This window comes from Microcoleus sp. MON1_C5 (assembly GCF_036701875.1).
Lineage (GTDB): Bacteria > Cyanobacteriota > Cyanobacteriia > Cyanobacteriales > Microcoleaceae > Microcoleus.
Genome location: NZ_JAUBRN010000092.1, coordinates 1 through 15,710, shown reverse-complemented (window position 1 = coordinate 15,710; position 15,710 = coordinate 1). Strand labels below are relative to the sequence as shown.

Sequence of the window (15,710 nt, the reverse complement as noted above, 5' to 3'; positions counted from 1 at the left end):
TCCTCTTCTTCAGCCTCCTCTTCTTCAGCCTCCTCTTCTTCAGCCTCCTCTTCTTCAGCCTCCTCTTCTTCAGCCTCCTCTTCTTCAGCCTCGTCGTCTTCAGCCTCGTCGTCTTCAGCCTCCTCTTCTTCAGCCTCGTCGTCGTCTTCAGCCTCGTCGTCTTCAGCCTCGTCGTCGTCTTCAGCCTCCTCTTCTTCAGCCTCCTCTTCTTCAGCCTCGTCGTCTTCAGCCTCCTCTTCTTCAGCCTCGTCGTCTTCAGCCTCCTCTTCTTCAGCCTCCTCTTCTTCAGCCTCGTCGTCTTCAGCCTCGTCGTCTTCAGCCTCGTCGTCGTCTTCAGCCTCGTCGAGGCTATTTTCAATCTCTTCCTCTATAACAGACTCAAACAGGCTATATTCGATTGACTCAAAAGACTCCTCTAAGAGGCTGAAATCAGTTTGAACCGTCTCTTCATAATCAATGTACTCATACGAATACTCGTAGGTTTCTTCATAGCTGAATTCTTCCTCTTCAGAAATGTCAATCAGAAACTCATCATCAGAAACCCAAACTCCTTCACAAAAATCAACCGTCTCCAGAGTAAAAGTTTCTGTTTGGAATAATGATTGTGTTTGGAATAATGATTGTGTAAATTCGGAGATGCTTAAGTCCCGATTAGGATCTGACTGATTAGGAGTTCCTTGTCTAGGAGTTGCCTGATTAGGAGTTCCTTGTCTAGGAGTTGCCTGGTTAGGGGTTCCTTGTCTAGGAGTTGCCTGGTTAGGAGTTCCTTGTCTAGGAGTTGCCTGGTTAGGGGTTCCTTGTCTAGGAGTTGCCTGGTTAGGGGTTCCTTGTCTAGGAGCTGTTGTGTCAACTGCACGTTGCTGTAACTCACGGATTGCCCAGCAATCCCAGCAATAATCAGAATTAGTTAAATAATCAAAGGGAACATAGCAATATCCACTGTCTCCCCAATCCGAACCCCAAGAGTTACGAACAATAAAGGATTGCGACTTTTCGGAGTAGCCTACGCAAAGCATAGAATGATTTCCATGCGTTTCACGCCCTTCCGCTCCTCCTGCTTCTGGTGATGCGACATTACCGCCACCTTTGGCACGGTCAAATGTTTTAAATAGCTTTAAAATGAAGGTAAAGGGATATCCCTCAGCTAGGCAATGCTTCATTGTAAAAAGATCGACAGGAAGCGATTGAGCTTTAGCTATTACATACTGTAATGCCTCTTTGTAAGCCTGCCCAGATGGTTGAGAGTCTACATTATTCAGGTTGTAAGTCCATGTTTTTTCGGTACAAGCACCCAGTTTCTCTAAAACTTGAATGCTACTTGTGGCGGTACTACCCTGATCGCCTTGTATCCCGTCATATTTTCTAGCATTGTAGTAAATGAATAGACGACTGATATCCTCGGTTTTTCCCAGTGTACGATTAAGCAGATACTCATAGCCACCTGCGATCGCATTTGCTACACAACTATTGGCATTCGCTTGATTTTCCACTGGTGTCATGTGCGGACGCAAATCTACACGAGGTGGAAGTTCAGACTCTGTAAAGCGATTAGGTATATATTGAGAAGCACTAGCTGGGCGTTTTTGGGAAGCTCTTGCTCCACCGATTTTGATCTTTTTGCCTGTTTTGCGATCGATAAGTTGAGTAATCTTTTGCTGATCAGTCATACGGTTATGTTCTCACTAAAATTTTATTTCGCACTCTACGACAATATCACATTTTTTAAGCCAGTTGTTTGTCAGCATATTTGCTAACTCGATTTTTAAAAAATTATTTAAAGAGATATTCAGTAGCTTGAGAGTACTACCTATCGATCGAATCGTCATGATTGGTTGATAGCCGGGATAGCAACCTTACCACTTTAAAGATGAATCTCTTAACTGCTATGGAACAATCCTCATTCACTCCTTTATCTCTGACAACCCTAGAGAGGTGCAGTGATGAATCTGTCTACGCTCCAGGCTATATTCAACCACATGGAGTGCTGTTGACGCTGCAAGAGCCACACCTCAAAATTTTGCAGGTGAGTGAGAATGTAGAGCAATTTTTTGGCATTCCCGCAGCAGCTTTGTTGGGGCAATCCTTACATCGATTATTTTCTCGCACTCAGGTAAAACTAATTGCTGACTTTCTGCTGCAAGACAACATGGAACGTTGCAACCCGTTTGAGTTAAAAGGGCGGGTAAAAGACCCTCACCCCCAACCTCTCTCCCGGGGGAAGAGGGCGAGGGTGAGGGGACAAACCTTTAGAAGTACGCTCCATCGAACAACGGAGGCGCTGATCCTGGAACTGGAACCTCAGCCTCCCACCGACAAAACTCACTCAATCCAGTTTAACTTTCGTCTGCAAGCTGCAATCCTGACGCTTCGCAGTGCGATCGACCTTTCTGATTTAGCTCAAACACTTGCCAGAGAAGTGAAGGCGATCGCAGGATTCGATCGCGTCATGGTTTACCGTTTTGAAGCCGACGATCATGGAGTGGTGATCGCAGAAGAGAAAGAGAGCCATCTGGAAAGCTATTTGGGACTGCATTATCCAGCGACCGATATTCCTGTCCCTGCCCGCAACTTGTTTCTTCGCAACTGGGTGCGCCAAATTCCCAATATTAATTACACTCCAGTCCGTCTCATTTCGATCAACAATGCCTCAAACGAGCCAGCACTCGATCTGAGTGACTCTGTATTACGAGGAGTTTCTCCCTATCACGTCGAATACTTACAAAATATGGGGGTTGCCGGGTCACTCACCATCTCATTGATTGACGATAAACGCCTGTGGGGCCTAATTGCCTGTCACCATTACAGCCCTAAACTGGTAAGTTATGAAACGCGCAAAACCTGCGAATTCTTAGGACAGTTTGCCTCGATCGAACTGGTACATCAGCAAGAACGAGAATTGAGCCATTATCGCGCCCAAGTCAAAGCAATTCAGGACAACCTTCACCAGGCATTCCTGCACGATCCTAATTTTATTCAGCAGGTTTTGACCCGAAATGCGACTCAATTGCTAGATATCGTTCATGCAGAGGGAGTGGCAATTGTTCTGGATCAGCCAATTGTATTAATCGGGCAAACGCCTTCACTAAAGGATGTCCAGGCTCTTTTAACCTGGCTGCCACAGCTAAATCAACCGGACATCTATCAGACAGACTGCCTCGCTCGATCCTACCCACCCGCAAGAGAGTTCAAGAACACTGCAAGTGGCATTTTAATGATTCAGGACTTACGCATGAACGCTATATATAGCATTTGGCTTAATAGAGAAGGCTAAGCCTTTCGGACTGGATACAACTTTAAAACCCAGGCTCATCAACCCCAGGAAATTGAAATATAAAAGCCAAAACTAGACCAAGGTCATCTTAAGAGTGGGGGTTTGTAGTTCCCGACTTAAATAGTCTGATAACAGTCCTTGTTTAAGTTGATAGATAGTCAAATTCATCTGATTGGCGAGGTCTTTGAGCCTAAGCCAGACTAGAATAGCGCACCCAATATGATTTCTTTGAATCCGGGCTTTTCTGCACTGGCACTTGGAAACTCCAGTCAGTTGTTTCAGTTCTCTGTGAAACTCCTCAATTTTCCATCGATTGGCGCACACATCTTTAACGTCATCCGTAGAAGACTGAGAAATATCGTTGGTAGCGACATATTCCGTGTCGCCGTTCGAGGCAACTACCCGGAATAATTTCACTTTTTTTAGATTAGGAAACCCTTTGACTTTTACGATTTTTCCTGACTCCTGCATCCTCATCACTCCAGCTCAATTTTTCAATTCGTTTGTACTTTTCTACCCCTCCTGTATCATCAACTAATCGATTTTTTTTCAGCGGACAGTAGTAAAACTTACCCAAGCTATCAATTAACAGCATTAAATCTTTGGTCGCATACCAACTATCCATCAAAACGCCCCAAAAAGGCAATTGCTTGTGATAAACTATACCTTTGAGCATATCTTCTACATGGTCTAGTTTGGTCTTTCCGTCTCCATCAGGGTCATAAATGCGGTAATCCACTATCCAAAAAAGCCCTTTTTTTGGATTGACATAGATGCAAGTAACTAGACCAATCCCTCGAATCACCCGTTTTTCATTCCCACTATATTGTCTGCGAGTCAGCTCTATTTTGGGGGCGAATCTTTTATCAATAACTGTGTCGTCAAATAGAAGATAACCTCCTTCATCAGTTTGGATAACCAGCTTAACTTGCTCCCAAAGCATCCGGGAAGTAATTTTTTGAGTTTTTAAGAATAAATTAATAGTATCGTGGCTGCACCGCTTGAGATGGTCAGCCAGATTGGTCACGGTATAATTAATTTGACTACTGAGTAAATATTGACAATAGTCAAGGGTAGTAAATTTCATACGCAATCGAGTTTTCGGCTCGTTTACTATTTTACAGCCAAGCTTTTCTCTTAAGTCCCCTCCATCCAGAAAAAAATCTTATAAAAAAAAGAAAAAATATAAAATCTAGCAATAGTTCAGGCGATTTTCTAGCGAGGGGTAGCGTCAGGAATCGCTCTAGTTAGTCTGGGAAGAGGGTACGCTATATATAGCGTTCGTGCGTAAGTCCTGACTGGGAAAGCTTAGATGTTGATTTTGGCATTCCCGAACTTGTAGCAGGTATCTTTGGCACAAAATCTTGGAGGGCTGATTAATTTATTAGTCCGCGAAGGCGGACTTAGTTTTTGTAGTAGCGGTTTCAACCGCCGAGTAATTTCCAATCCCCGACTTTTCCAATAAATCGGGGATTTCGCATTCAATTCTATGCCAAATCAAACAGCAAAAACTCAGCATCTGCCGTAGCTTCAATCGCCAATTCAGACTCGCCGCTAACCGCCGCAGCGTCGCCATTCTTCAAACTCAAACCGTTGAGCAAAACCGAGCCGCGAGCCACTTGCACCCAAGCATGGCGATGCGGCTGCAAAGCATGAGAAACCCGCGAGTCTTTATCCAAAACAGCCGCATACAAATCCACATCTTGATGCACTTTAACAGCACCATCTCTCGCATCTCTTGCCGCCACTAAACGCAGTTTTCCGTGCCTTTCTGCTAGGGGAAACTCCCGCTGTTCGTAACTCGGAGGCAAACCCTGTGTATCGGGTAACAGCCAGATTTGCAGCAAATGAACCGGGTCTGTTTGCGAGTTATTGAACTCGCTGTGCTTGATCCCCGTACCTGCACTCATTCGCTGTACTTCACCGGGTTTAATCACTGCACCGGTACCCAAACTGTCCTTGTGTTCTAATGCTCCTTCTAATACATAAGTAATGATTTCCATGTCACTGTGTCCGTGAGTGCCGAAACCTTTGCTGGGGCTAACGACATCCTCATTAATTACCCGCAAAGATCGAAAATTCATATAATTTGGATCGTAATAGCCGGCAAAAGAAAATGTGTGGTAACTGTCCAGCCAACCGTGATTTGCGTGTCCTCTTGCTTCACTTTTTCTGACGGTAATCATTTTCTGAATCCTCAGTGAAATTTATCCGGTGTTTCTTTGATGTTTTTATTTTAAACCGAGTCAAGCTATTATGAATAGTACGCACTTAAAAGTGCGGTACTTACCAAAAAGATACTATGCAAGTCCAAGAAGTAAAGGTCGATCGAGCAAATTGCCCTGTAGAACGCACTCTAGATGTGATTGGCGGGCGCTGGAAAGTCTTGATTCTGCGGGAGTTGTTTCAAGGAGTGAAGCGCTTTAACGAGCTGCAACGAGCCGTCAACGGCATTACTCAGAAGATGCTGACGCAGCAACTGCGGGAAATGGAATCAGACGCGATCGTGCATCGGGAAATTTACCTGCAAGTGCCGCCAAAAGTTGAATATTCCCTAACGCCTTTGGGCGAAAGTCTCAAACCGATTATTAATGCCATGCACGAATGGGGAATTCAGCATATTAGCGAAGATGGAAAATGAGCGGCTTCTAGATGTTTTTTTTCCGCCTTCCGACAGATTTAAAATTTTCAACCTAGTTCAACAATAATAATATGAACAACATAGAGCGTCTCGCCACCCTCAATCGCATCCGCAAACTCAGCCGCCTGATGGATACCGCCATTGGCATCCCCGGCACCAAATTTCGCATCGGCTTAGACCCTATTATCGGTTTAGTTCCGGGTGCTGGGGATATTGTAGATACTGCGTTTTCCGCATACCTAATTTACTTAGCAACTCGATTCAACCTTCCCCAAAAAACTCTAGGGAAAATGATTTACAATATCGGTCTAGAAGCCGTCGTTGGTTCAGTACCTTTAGTCGGAGATATCTTTGATGCTTTTTATAAATCAAACATGAGAAATCTGGCGCTTTTAGAAGAGCACCTCGAAGCAGTTGAACCCGAACTAGCCGCAGTTGCAGAACCTGTTTCTCAATCGATTAAACTCTAGCTGGGTAGCGCCAGCCAGGGCGGGTTAACATAATATTTGCTATCACAAAAATGCTCAATACACCCGCCCTTACCAATCTACAATCTATACAGAATAGCGTTTAACAGCTTCCACCAAAGCAATAACATCCGCTTCCAGAGTATTAAAAGCCGTTACCAGTCTAACAGTACATTCATCCCACCGATAAAACAGAAAACCCTCAGCTAAAACCGATGTAATTATTGATTCGGGAAGTTGAATAAAAATCTCGTTGGCTTCAACCCGATGGCAAAACTTCGCTCCCTCAACTTCCGCCAAACCTTCAGCTAATTTGGCTGCCATATTATTTGCATGAGTCGCATTCTTCCGCCACAAATCATCCGTTACATACGCTTCCAACTGCGCCGACAAAAACCGCATTTTCGAGAAAAGATGCCCGCTGCGCTTGCGGTAAAAAGGGAAAGTCTTTGCTAATTCTTGATTAAAAAAAACCACAGCTTCCGCACCCATCGCACCGTTTTTTGTCGCTCCAAATGAGAGAATATCCACACCGGCGCGCCAAGTGACATCCGCCGGAGAACAGCCCAAACTGACAACAGCATTAGCAAAGCGAGCTCCATCCATGTGCAGGTGCAAATTGTGAGCGCGAACTACTTCCGAAATGTGGGAAATTTCCGCTGGATTGTAGACTGTGCCGGCTTCCGTTGCTTGAGTGATGCTGACGGCAGCGGGCTGTACGTGATGGACGACACCTGCACCAGCGCGATCGAGTATTTTTCCTAAAGTCTCTGGCTCTATTTTACCATGATTTCCTGTTACTGTCACTAACTTTGCACCGCCTGTAAAAAACTCCGGCGCGCCGCATTCATCCACATTAATATGAGATGCTGCGTGACAGTAAACAGCGCCGTAAGGAGGAGTAACAACTGCAAGGGCAAGAGCATTAGCAGCCGAACCAGTTGCTACCGGAAAAACTGTCACCGATGTCTCGAACAAATCCGAAAATTTAACTTGCAAACGCTGTGTATATTCATCATCTCCGTAAGACATCACAGCACCGCAATTAGCCGCTGCAATCGCCGCCATAATCTCCGGCGAAACCCCGGTTGCATTGTCGCTACAAAAATTCATTAGAATAATGGGTAAATAGAATCTATAATATAACTCAACACTCAGCAGTCAACACTCAAGCATTAAACTAAGAGGCAGAATTATGGCAGAATACCGCCAAATAGAATACCGAATCGGCAAAGACGGCAAAATTACCGAAACCGTCCTCAACGCCACCGGTTCTAGCTGCACCGAAACCACCGCCGGGATTGAAAAAGCCCTCGGAGAAGTAGAATCTCAAGACTTGCTACCAGAATATTATCAAGGCGAAGAAAATTTGACCGTTGAACAAACGCAGACTTTAAAACAAGTTTAGAAGAGTTAAAAATGTTTGAGTTCATCGGTGCAACAGTTGATGTAACAACAGTGCCTGCCTTCAGCTTCGCGCTGGCTGTCGGGGGCATTTTTCTAATTTTAGTCTACCTTTATGCTGCATCTGAGGCGGGAGATGCGATCGAGTTTAAGTACGATAAAATTCTGCGGGAACGCATGAATCAGCTAGACATTCTCGATTGGCAAGACTTAGGCGACAAAGCAGGTTTAAGTCGCTTTGGAGTGCGCTTAGTGCGGCAGGGAGACGTGGGAAAACTCACGCTAGACCAACTGAGACGGCTGGCAACAGTGCTGAATTTGAATTTTCAAGAGTTCGATCGCACTTGGCTCGCACTGCCAATATCCGCTACAATCACAACTGATCCCAGCGAAATAGAAGAATTGAGGCAGCAGTGTTTCCGGCTGCGATCGGAATTGCAGCAGCAAAAAGCTCAACTAACTGCCGATTTTCGCCGCGCTACCTTTGAACAGTTGCAAACTTTGTTAACCAACTATCCCGCCGCCCGCAAAATGGCAGAAGCCAAGCCGGATATGCCCGCCAAAAATCTCTCAGCTTTGTTTACTCCCTTAGAAAATCTCTTGTCAAGTTGGGATTTTGAAACGATTGGTTCTGCGTGGGAACAAACTGCTTACAATCCGCAGTTGCACCAGCCGGATGTTGAGGATATAACCGAAGGAGAATTAGTTTATATTCGGTTTGTCGGCTATCGAGAGGGAGAGCGAATTCTTACTCCTGCTAAAGTTAGTCGCACCCTTCCAGCGGGCATGAAAAATTAAATTTTAAATTATAAATCAACATGACTACAGTTGCCATTGACTTCGGCACCAGCAATACGGTTGTGTGCATTCTTAACCCGGATACGAAAACACCAGAAACTTTGCGGTTGGGCGAGATGTCCCGCATTTTTAAAACGAAGAATTTGAGCGGAGATATTCGAGAAATATCTGTAGTGCCGACTTTAGTCTTTGTGAAAAATGCCGGAGAGTTGGTGCTGGGAGAAAAAGTGCGATCGCAGCGTTTGGGGCAATCCCAGCCAGACCGCTTTTTCAAAGCTTTTAAACGCAATTTAGCTGCCGACTATCAGCCGCCGCCCCGCAATCTTGATGGCGACACCTACACAGCCGAATCAGTAGCAGAAAAGTTTATTAAGACTATTTGGAAACAATTATATTTACACAGTATACAGCCCGACAAAGTAATTTTTACAGTACCAGTCGGAGCATTTGAGCGATATCTAGATTGGTTTCGCGACTTAGGAGAAAGTTTGGGAGTTGCGGAAGTTCAAGTAATAGATGAATCCACAGCCGCCGCCCTGGGATATGCAGTAAAACGCCCCGGCTCTCTAGTTTTAGTAGTTGATTTTGGCGGCGGAACTTTAGATTTAAGTTTAGTCCGTACTGCTCTAACCCCCCCCTTATCCCCCCTTACCAAGGGGGGGATAAATCTCGCTCCCCCCCTTAGCCAGGGGGGGATAAATCTCGCTCCCCCCCTTAGCCAGGGGGAGAGAAATCTCGCTCCCCCCCTTACCAAGGGGGGGCTGGGGGGGGTGCGTGCCGAAGTGTTGGCAAAATCCGATGCTTATGTCGGGGGCGAAGATATTGACATCTGGATTGTCGAAGATTATTTGCGGCAAATTGGTTCGTCGCGGGCAGAAGTCGGCCCAGTTGGCTGGCAAAACTTATTAGAAATAGCGGAAAAATTAAAAATTCAAGTTTCTCAAGTTAATGAGGCGAAGGAAAGCTGGTTTGACGATGAAAATTTTATGTCTTACGACTTGCAGCTAAACCGAGACAAGCTTGAGGAAATTCTGGAAGCTAGGCAGTTGTTAGAACAGTTGCGGGAAAGTTTAGATGAAGTGCTGAGTATTGCACAGGGAAAAGGTATCGGCAAAGGAGATATCGAACAGGTTTTGCTGGTAGGAGGAACTTCTTTAATTCCGGCTGTATCTAATTTAGTGGTTTCGTATTTTGGGCGGCAAAAAGTCCAAAGAGACAAGCCTTTTGAAGCAGTGGCACACGGTGCTTTAGCGTTGACACAATTAGCGAGTGTTGACGATTATTTGCGCCACAGCTATGCAATTCGCCTCTGGGAACCTTATGCTAAAGCTTATGCTTATTCGCCGATATTTAGCAAGGAAATGAAGTATCCCTGTCAAAGTTCCGAAGAGTTGACGCTGCAAGTGGCAATTGAAGGGCAAAGGGAAATTCGGTTAGATATTGGGGAAGTTGCGGAGGTATCGCAAGCGGAGGTTATTTTTAACGAAAAAGGGCAAATGACGAGCAGCTTGCTCAACAAAAAAACGGATTTTCGGTCTCTGGAAAGCCACCACCAGCAAGTTTGTGTGGCGCATTTGAACCCGCCTGGGGTATTGGGAATTGACAGGGTTTCGGTGAGTTTTGAGGTGGATGAGAGGCGGGTTTTGTTGGCGACGGTGCGGGATTTGGTGACTGGTAAGGTGTTGGTGGAAAAAGGGGCGATCGCCAAACTGCAATAATGGTAAAATTTTTAGATAACATTCGGATCTTGAAATCGCTACTACAAAAACTATCGTCCGGATGGTGCGCGGACTGAAAAATATCGATTAAAATCAAATTTATGCCGCCATGAAAAAGCAACAAAATAAATTCAGCCACCTGACGGCCCTCGAAAGAATTTCCCTGTCATTCCCGGCAAGATTTTTATTGGATAAAAACTTGCTGCAAGGCAAAGTCTTAGATTTTGGGTGCGGCTTGGGCAGCGATGTGAAATTGTTGCAGCAAAAAGGCTTCGATATTACGGGTTATGACCCTTATTATTTCCCGGAATTCCCCGAAGATAAATTCGACACAATCATTTGCTTTTATGTTTTGAATGTTTTGTTTCCTGAAGAACAAGCTAATGTCCTGATGGAAGTGTCGCACCTGTTGAAACCGGGAGGGAATGCGTATTTTGCGGTGAGAAGGGATATTAAAAAAGAAGGCTTCCGAGAACATTATGTCCACAAAAAACCTACATATCAGTGCATTGTCAAACTTCCATTTAAGCCAGTTCACCTAGATGAGTATTGCGAAATTTACAAATACGTGCATTACAACCATCAAATAAATTCTACTAATAACTGCATATTCTGCAATCCTTACAAAAACCTAATTTTGCTAACTGAATCAGCAACAGCTTATGCGATGTTTGACGGTTATCCCGCCAGCAAAGGTCATGTTTTAATCATCCCCAAGCGTCACGTTGCCAATTATTTTGAACTTCCGTTTCGAGAGCAATCGGCTTGCTGGTTTATGGCTAATAAGGTACAAGAGATGTTAAGTAAAGAATTTCAGCCGGACGGGTTTAATGTGGGAATAAATATTAATAAACAGGCTGGTCAAAGTCGCACTCACGCGGCTATTCATGTTATCCCGCGTTATAAGGGCGATGCGGCTGGGAATAAAGGCGGAATTAGGTATGTGATTCCCAAGAGTGAAAAATAAAAGTTAGCCAATTGGGAAAGGAATTATTTTTTACCGCAGAGGCGCAGAGAACACAGAGGAATAGAGAAGAGAGGAATTCATAATTTTTGTAAGGATTGTTATATGTGAGCAAACGGCGACCAAAATAGAGTTAAAATGTGTTTGCAAGGTCTAAAACTACACAGTAGCAGCAATTTGGTGTTCTGTTTATGTCTAAGCGCAAAAAGCAAGAATGGCTCAAGGAAACCTTAGAGCTTAAAGAAGACCACAATTGGAAGTCAAAGCCTGGAACTCGAATTTTTGTAGCAGGAAGAGGTGCAGTCCGCTTTGATGTCCCGGAAGATTGGCATTTTGAACCGGATACTAACTCGTTCAGATTTACGGATAAAAAGCCGCCGGATGATGATTGTCGTTTGGAGGTTTCGTTTAATTTGCTACCACCTGGTAACTGGGCAGATTTTCCGCTGGTGCCGCTATTACAGAAGGTGGTTGAAGATGATACGCGGAATCCGATCGCTTTTGGGGAAATTATCCAATTGAAGCGGCAAACGGCCCGCATTGTTTGGACTGAATTTAAGTTTATCGACCCTCCAGAGCAGCGGGAAGCTTATTCGCGAATCTGTATTGGATTGGGTTCTAATGTTCAGTGTTTGATTACTTTTGATTACTGGGTTGACGATGCAGAGCGTTTGACTCCTGTCTGGGATACGGTGATGGATTCGTTAGTTCTGGGTTTGTTTATTAGCGACCCTCGAACGGGTTTCGCACGTCCAGACTAGACCGATTTTTTGGGAAACTTTCAACAACTAATTTTGCTAAGTGTTGAATTGGCAAGCCACCGGCCAGTAAATTTAGAACCTACATTAAACTTTACAAGCGCTTTGCCATGAAAATATCTGGCTTGCCAATTCCGTTGGCGTCGGGCATCACTCCCACGATCGCAAAACCCATTTTTTGATAAAATTCGTAGGGATGGCCGCGCAAATTTCTAATTTTGGCGACGTGTTCCCAAACGTTAGGATAAAGATTGATGCCTGAAAGAGTGGTTTGATTGTCTTCGTCGTCGGTACCCACCCACAGCACGATCCCTCCCCGGTTTTTAGCTTCTGCTGCTAAATCAGCTACGAGCGATCGACCAATTCCTTGTCCGCGAAATTCTGTTCTCACTACCAGCGGGTGCAGTTCCCAAACATTACCGTCATACTGTTTAATCCCACCAATCCATCCCAAAACTTGATTGCTGTCGCCGACAGCAATTCGACTGATGCGATCGCCTCCCAAAGATTCTTGCACTTCTTGCAAAGCAGATTTTAGATCTGGCCAAGCATCGGGCCAATGCTCTTTAAAACCTTCAAGTATTAATCTAGCTACCTGTTGAATTTTTGGCTCGTCGCCAGCACGCAAATCTGTAATTTGTACGTTCATGAATTTACATACTAAATCAAGGATTACGGACTAATACGCTCATCAACCGGATTTTATAACCGGGGAAACGGCAAAAACGAAATATTATTCATAGTCTTCACCCTTCTTATGTTCCCAAAGAGAAAAGTTATTATTGAAAACTTGCGATCGCCCGTTAGCGAAGCCCTCGAAGAGGATCGCCAATTCCCCGCAAAATACTAACACAAGTGCCGTACAATTATCCCACCATCCGGCATCAACCAACCTGTTAACCCCATGCTTTGCGATTACCTGGTACAAATCCTCACCGCCCGCGTCTACGATGTTGCTCAAGAAACAGCCCTAGAAGTCGCCCCCAATCTATCAGCACGGCTCAACAATAAACTTTTGCTGAAGCGAGAGGATATGCAGTCGGTGTTTTCCTTCAAGCTGCGGGGTGCGTACAACAAAATGGCGCAACTGTCGCCGGATTTGCTAGCACAAGGTGTGATTGCAGCTTCCGCCGGCAACCACGCCCAAGGAGTTGCCCTCGCTGCCCGCCACCTGGGCACTCGCGCGATTATCGTCATGCCCGTAACGACGCCACAGGTAAAGGTAAATGCAGTGATAGCCCGTGGTGGAGAGGTAGTCTTGCATGGGGATGCTTACGATGATGCTTATGCTTTTGCGCGTCAATTAGAGGCGGAAAAAGGTATGACTTTTATTCACCCTTTTGATGACCCCTACGTGATTGCTGGACAGGGTACGATCGGCATGGAAATTCTGCGGCAACATCAAAAACCAATTCACGCGATTTTTGTGGCCATTGGTGGCGGTGGATTGATTTCGGGAATTGGGGCCTATGTCAAGCGGTTGCGGCCGGAAATTAAGATTATCGGCGTCGAACCGGTGGATTCCGATGCAATGAATCAATCGCTGAAAGCGGGTAAACGGGTGCGTTTGTCGCAGGTGGGTTTATTTGCTGACGGCGTTGCTGTGCGCGAAGTGGGGGAGGAAACTTTTCGGTTGTGTCAGGAGTATGTGGATGAGATTATTTTGGTGGATACGGATGATGTTTGCGCGGCGATTAAGGATGTTTTTGAAGATACGCGATCTATCTTAGAACCTGCTGGCGCTTTGGCGATCGCAGGTGCGAAAGCTTACGTGGAACGCGAACAAATCGCAGGAGAAACATTAATTGCTGTTGCTTGCGGCGCGAACATGAATTTCGATCGGCTGCGTTTTGTAGCAGAAAGAGCCGAGTTTGGCGAACGCCGCGAAGCCATTTTTGCAGTCACAATTCCCGAACAACCGGGAAGTCTCCGCAGGTTTTGCGAATGTCTGGGCAAACGCAATTTAACAGAATTTAGCTATCGAATTGCGGATGAGAAAGAGGCACATATTTTTATCGGTGTACAAATTCAAAACCGTGCCGATGCGGTGAAGATAGCCGCAAGTTTTGAAGATTGTGGCTTCAACACTTTGGATTTAACTGATGATGAATTAACGAAATTGCACGTGCGGCATATGGTGGGCGGGCGTTCGATGCTGGCACATCACGAATTGTTTTATCGCTTTGAATTTCCCGAACGTCCGGGTGCGTTGATGAAGTTTGTGAGTTCGATGAGTCCTAACTGGAATATCAGCGTTTTTCACTATCGGAATAACGGGGCTGATTACGGGCGAATTGTGGTGGGAATTCAAGTACCGCCCGATGAGATGAAAGAGTGGCAGGCTTTTTTGGATACGCTGGGCTATCAGTATGGAGATGAGAGTCAGAATCCGGCGTATAAGTTGTTTTTGAGGTAGGGGTTGTTGGGAAAGTTACCCTCTTGATGAAGGAGGGGGTTGAAACTGGGGCAACCACGGGGGGATTGTCCCACAAAAACGAATTACTCGCAACGCGAGACTAAGAAATAAGCCGGATAATGAAGCTGTTAAGTATAATTAAGGAAAGAACACTAAATTTTGATATTTTTATGCAAACACCACAAAGTGGACAAATACCGGGAACTTTAATACAAAGTCTTTATGAAACTGATTTTTATGCTTGGACTCAGGAACAAGCAAAACTCCTCAAACATCGAGAATGGAGTCAAATTGACCTACCTAATTTAATCGAGGAGATTGAGTCATTGGGAAAACAACAACGCGCCGAATTAAGAAACCGCTTGAGTATTTTGATTGGACATTTGCTTAAATGGGAATATCAAGTATCAAAAAGAAGTCGCAGTTGGGTGAATACAATTTGCATCCAGCGTATCGATATATTAGAGTTACTCCAAGAGAATCCAAGTCTCAAACCTTACCTACAAGAAGCTCTCCAGACAGCTTACATCAAAGGAATGGCATTAGCTTCTGGAGAAACAAATCTGCCGCGAAAAAGTTTTCCAGAGAATTGTCAGTATACGTTAGAAGAAATTTTTAGCGATGCTTTTTATCCAGGTGAACCTGCAACAGATGATGTGATGGAATGAGAGCGATATTAGTTTTTGAATTAGGGCGATCGCACTTGGGTTTTCTGGTTAGGGCGATCGGGCAAAACGTACAATGCCCAAACCTTGCTATAATAATGAATATTAGAAACTTAACACTAAAGGCTGAGGTTAACGTCGTGACAATAACTTCACAAGAAACGGATGTAGAAATTAAACAATTCCCGATTATTCTAGGACAGGGAGGGGAAATTACCATTCCCCAGTTATTACAAAATTCTCTCAATGTTAATCAGGGAGATATGCTGGTGCTACTCCAAATAGGTAATCTGATTGTGCTTGCTCCCAAACAACCTCAAGCTCCCCAACTAATCGATCGGATTGCAACGATTATGGAAAATGAAAATGTGAGTTTGACTGATTTATTGTCGGGTTTAGAAGCGGAGAGAGAGGCGATTTGGCAGGAAAAACAGTCTTGATGCGTAGGATATTTGCAGACTCCAGTGTGTTAATTGCCGGATGCGGATCGCGAACGGGAGCTAGTCGTGCTGTGCTGACAATGGCAGAAATACAGGGCTATTTCATTCTATTTGAGTAGTGGATATAGTAGTAAAGTATCGTACTCATGCCCGGGAGCTGCTATGTCT

Annotated in this window: 15 protein-coding genes and 1 pseudogene; 11 read left to right on the top strand and 5 right to left on the bottom strand. The window is 44.9% G+C overall.

Features of this window, described 5'->3' with window-relative positions:
- On the bottom strand, window positions 1-1,667 hold a 1,667-nt coding region (locus QUA71_RS27275; protein WP_333289920.1), incomplete at its 3' end, for a C1 family peptidase.
- 200 nt (window positions 1,668-1,867) lie between these two features.
- Here QUA71_RS27275 and QUA71_RS27270 point away from each other — a divergent pair.
- Complete coding sequence (locus QUA71_RS27270; protein WP_333289918.1) at window positions 1,868-3,271, top strand: GAF domain-containing protein; 1,404 nt, start codon at window positions 1,868-1,870, stop codon at window positions 3,269-3,271.
- A 72-nt stretch (window positions 3,272-3,343) separates the two neighbouring features.
- Here the strand turns inward: QUA71_RS27270 and QUA71_RS27265 are convergent.
- Window positions 3,344-4,358: pseudogene (locus QUA71_RS27265) on the bottom strand (IS701 family transposase).
- Window positions 4,359-4,758: 400 nt separating this feature from the next.
- Entirely contained in the window at window positions 4,759-5,457 is a 699-nt protein-coding gene (locus QUA71_RS27260; RefSeq protein WP_333289916.1) for a pirin family protein, read from the bottom strand.
- 116 nt (window positions 5,458-5,573) lie between these two features.
- Here QUA71_RS27260 and QUA71_RS27255 point away from each other — a divergent pair, with 116 nt between their 5' ends.
- Entirely contained in the window at window positions 5,574-5,912 is a 339-nt protein-coding gene (locus tag QUA71_RS27255) for a helix-turn-helix domain-containing protein (RefSeq protein ID WP_333078784.1), read from the top strand.
- Between the two features lie 71 nt (window positions 5,913-5,983).
- Window positions 5,984-6,382: a DUF4112 domain-containing protein gene (locus tag QUA71_RS27250; protein ID WP_006633568.1), complete on the top strand. Its 399-nt coding sequence runs from the start codon at window positions 5,984-5,986 to the stop codon at window positions 6,380-6,382.
- A gap of 84 nt (window positions 6,383-6,466) precedes the next feature.
- On the opposite strand, the gene QUA71_RS27245 is transcribed toward QUA71_RS27250, so the two are convergent.
- Entirely contained in the window at window positions 6,467-7,492 is a 1,026-nt protein-coding gene (locus QUA71_RS27245) for a low specificity L-threonine aldolase (RefSeq protein ID WP_333289914.1), read from the bottom strand.
- A gap of 82 nt (window positions 7,493-7,574) precedes the next feature.
- Between QUA71_RS27245 and QUA71_RS27240 the strand changes: the two genes are divergently transcribed.
- The 5 genes from QUA71_RS27240 (at window position 7,575) to QUA71_RS27220 (ending at window position 12,024) form a co-directional block, all read left to right on the top strand.
- Entirely contained in the window at window positions 7,575-7,787 is a 213-nt protein-coding gene (locus QUA71_RS27240; RefSeq protein ID WP_333062395.1) for a DUF2997 domain-containing protein, read from the top strand.
- 11 nt (window positions 7,788-7,798) lie between these two features.
- A complete protein-coding gene (locus QUA71_RS27235) occupies window positions 7,799-8,581 on the top strand; it encodes an XRE family transcriptional regulator (protein WP_333289912.1) in 783 nt (260 codons plus the stop codon).
- Between the two features lie 20 nt (window positions 8,582-8,601).
- The gene (locus QUA71_RS27230) at window positions 8,602-10,299 is read left to right on the top strand and encodes an Hsp70 family protein (protein WP_333289911.1); all 1,698 of its coding nucleotides are present in this window, start codon (window positions 8,602-8,604) and stop codon (window positions 10,297-10,299) included.
- Window positions 10,300-10,408: 109 nt separating this feature from the next.
- Window positions 10,409-11,266 (top strand): bifunctional class I SAM-dependent methyltransferase/HIT family protein, encoded by an 858-nt coding sequence (locus QUA71_RS27225; RefSeq protein WP_333289909.1) that lies wholly within the window; start codon window positions 10,409-10,411, stop codon window positions 11,264-11,266.
- A gap of 188 nt (window positions 11,267-11,454) precedes the next feature.
- Window positions 11,455-12,024 carry a hypothetical protein gene (locus QUA71_RS27220; protein ID WP_190743067.1) on the top strand — a complete coding sequence of 190 codons (570 nt, stop codon included), beginning with the start codon at window positions 11,455-11,457 and terminating at the stop codon, window positions 12,022-12,024.
- A 91-nt stretch (window positions 12,025-12,115) separates the two neighbouring features.
- Here the strand turns inward: QUA71_RS27220 and QUA71_RS27215 are convergent, their stop codons facing one another.
- Window positions 12,116-12,670: a GNAT family N-acetyltransferase gene (locus tag QUA71_RS27215; RefSeq protein WP_333289906.1), complete on the bottom strand. Its 555-nt coding sequence runs from the start codon at window positions 12,668-12,670 to the stop codon at window positions 12,116-12,118.
- Window positions 12,671-12,925: 255 nt separating this feature from the next.
- Here QUA71_RS27215 and ilvA point away from each other — a divergent pair, with 255 nt between their 5' ends.
- The 3 genes from ilvA to QUA71_RS27200 all read left to right on the top strand — a co-directional run bounded on the left by ilvA (window position 12,926) and on the right by QUA71_RS27200 (window position 15,542).
- Window positions 12,926-14,437, top strand: a complete 1,512-nt coding sequence (gene ilvA / locus QUA71_RS27210) for a threonine ammonia-lyase, biosynthetic (protein WP_333289904.1) — start codon at window positions 12,926-12,928, stop codon at window positions 14,435-14,437.
- A 170-nt stretch (window positions 14,438-14,607) separates the two neighbouring features.
- Complete coding sequence (locus QUA71_RS27205; protein ID WP_333289902.1) at window positions 14,608-15,105, top strand: DUF29 domain-containing protein; 498 nt, start codon at window positions 14,608-14,610, stop codon at window positions 15,103-15,105.
- Window positions 15,102-15,542 (top strand): hypothetical protein, encoded by a 441-nt coding sequence (locus QUA71_RS27200; RefSeq protein WP_333289900.1) that lies wholly within the window; start codon window positions 15,102-15,104, stop codon window positions 15,540-15,542. Before QUA71_RS27205 ends, QUA71_RS27200 begins: the two co-directional genes overlap by 4 nt.
- The last annotated feature ends 168 nt before the right edge of the window (window positions 15,543-15,710 follow it).

Excerpts from the sequence above, each read along its gene's own strand:
- QUA71_RS27215 (WP_333289906.1), bottom strand. The coding sequence starts at position 12,670 with ATGAACGTACAAATTACAGATTTGCGTGCTGGCGACGAGCCAAAAATT.
- QUA71_RS27200 (WP_333289900.1), top strand. The coding sequence starts at position 15,102 with ATGAGAGCGATATTAGTTTTTGAATTAGGGCGATCGCACTTGGGTTTT.
- QUA71_RS27225 (WP_333289909.1), top strand. The coding sequence starts at position 10,409 with ATGAAAAAGCAACAAAATAAATTCAGCCACCTGACGGCCCTCGAAAGA.
- QUA71_RS27205 (WP_333289902.1), top strand. The coding sequence starts at position 14,608 with ATGCAAACACCACAAAGTGGACAAATACCGGGAACTTTAATACAAAGT.
- ilvA (WP_333289904.1), top strand. The coding sequence starts at position 12,926 with ATGCTTTGCGATTACCTGGTACAAATCCTCACCGCCCGCGTCTACGAT.
- QUA71_RS27245 (WP_333289914.1), bottom strand. The coding sequence starts at position 7,492 with ATGAATTTTTGTAGCGACAATGCAACCGGGGTTTCGCCGGAGATTATG.
- QUA71_RS27230 (WP_333289911.1), top strand. The coding sequence starts at position 8,602 with ATGACTACAGTTGCCATTGACTTCGGCACCAGCAATACGGTTGTGTGC.
- QUA71_RS27235 (WP_333289912.1), top strand. The coding sequence starts at position 7,799 with ATGTTTGAGTTCATCGGTGCAACAGTTGATGTAACAACAGTGCCTGCC.
- QUA71_RS27270 (WP_333289918.1), top strand. The coding sequence starts at position 1,868 with ATGAATCTCTTAACTGCTATGGAACAATCCTCATTCACTCCTTTATCT.
- QUA71_RS27240 (WP_333062395.1), top strand. The coding sequence starts at position 7,575 with ATGGCAGAATACCGCCAAATAGAATACCGAATCGGCAAAGACGGCAAA.
- QUA71_RS27250 (WP_006633568.1), top strand. The coding sequence starts at position 5,984 with ATGAACAACATAGAGCGTCTCGCCACCCTCAATCGCATCCGCAAACTC.
- QUA71_RS27220 (WP_190743067.1), top strand. The coding sequence starts at position 11,455 with ATGTCTAAGCGCAAAAAGCAAGAATGGCTCAAGGAAACCTTAGAGCTT.
- QUA71_RS27260 (WP_333289916.1), bottom strand. The coding sequence starts at position 5,457 with ATGATTACCGTCAGAAAAAGTGAAGCAAGAGGACACGCAAATCACGGT.
- QUA71_RS27255 (WP_333078784.1), top strand. The coding sequence starts at position 5,574 with ATGCAAGTCCAAGAAGTAAAGGTCGATCGAGCAAATTGCCCTGTAGAA.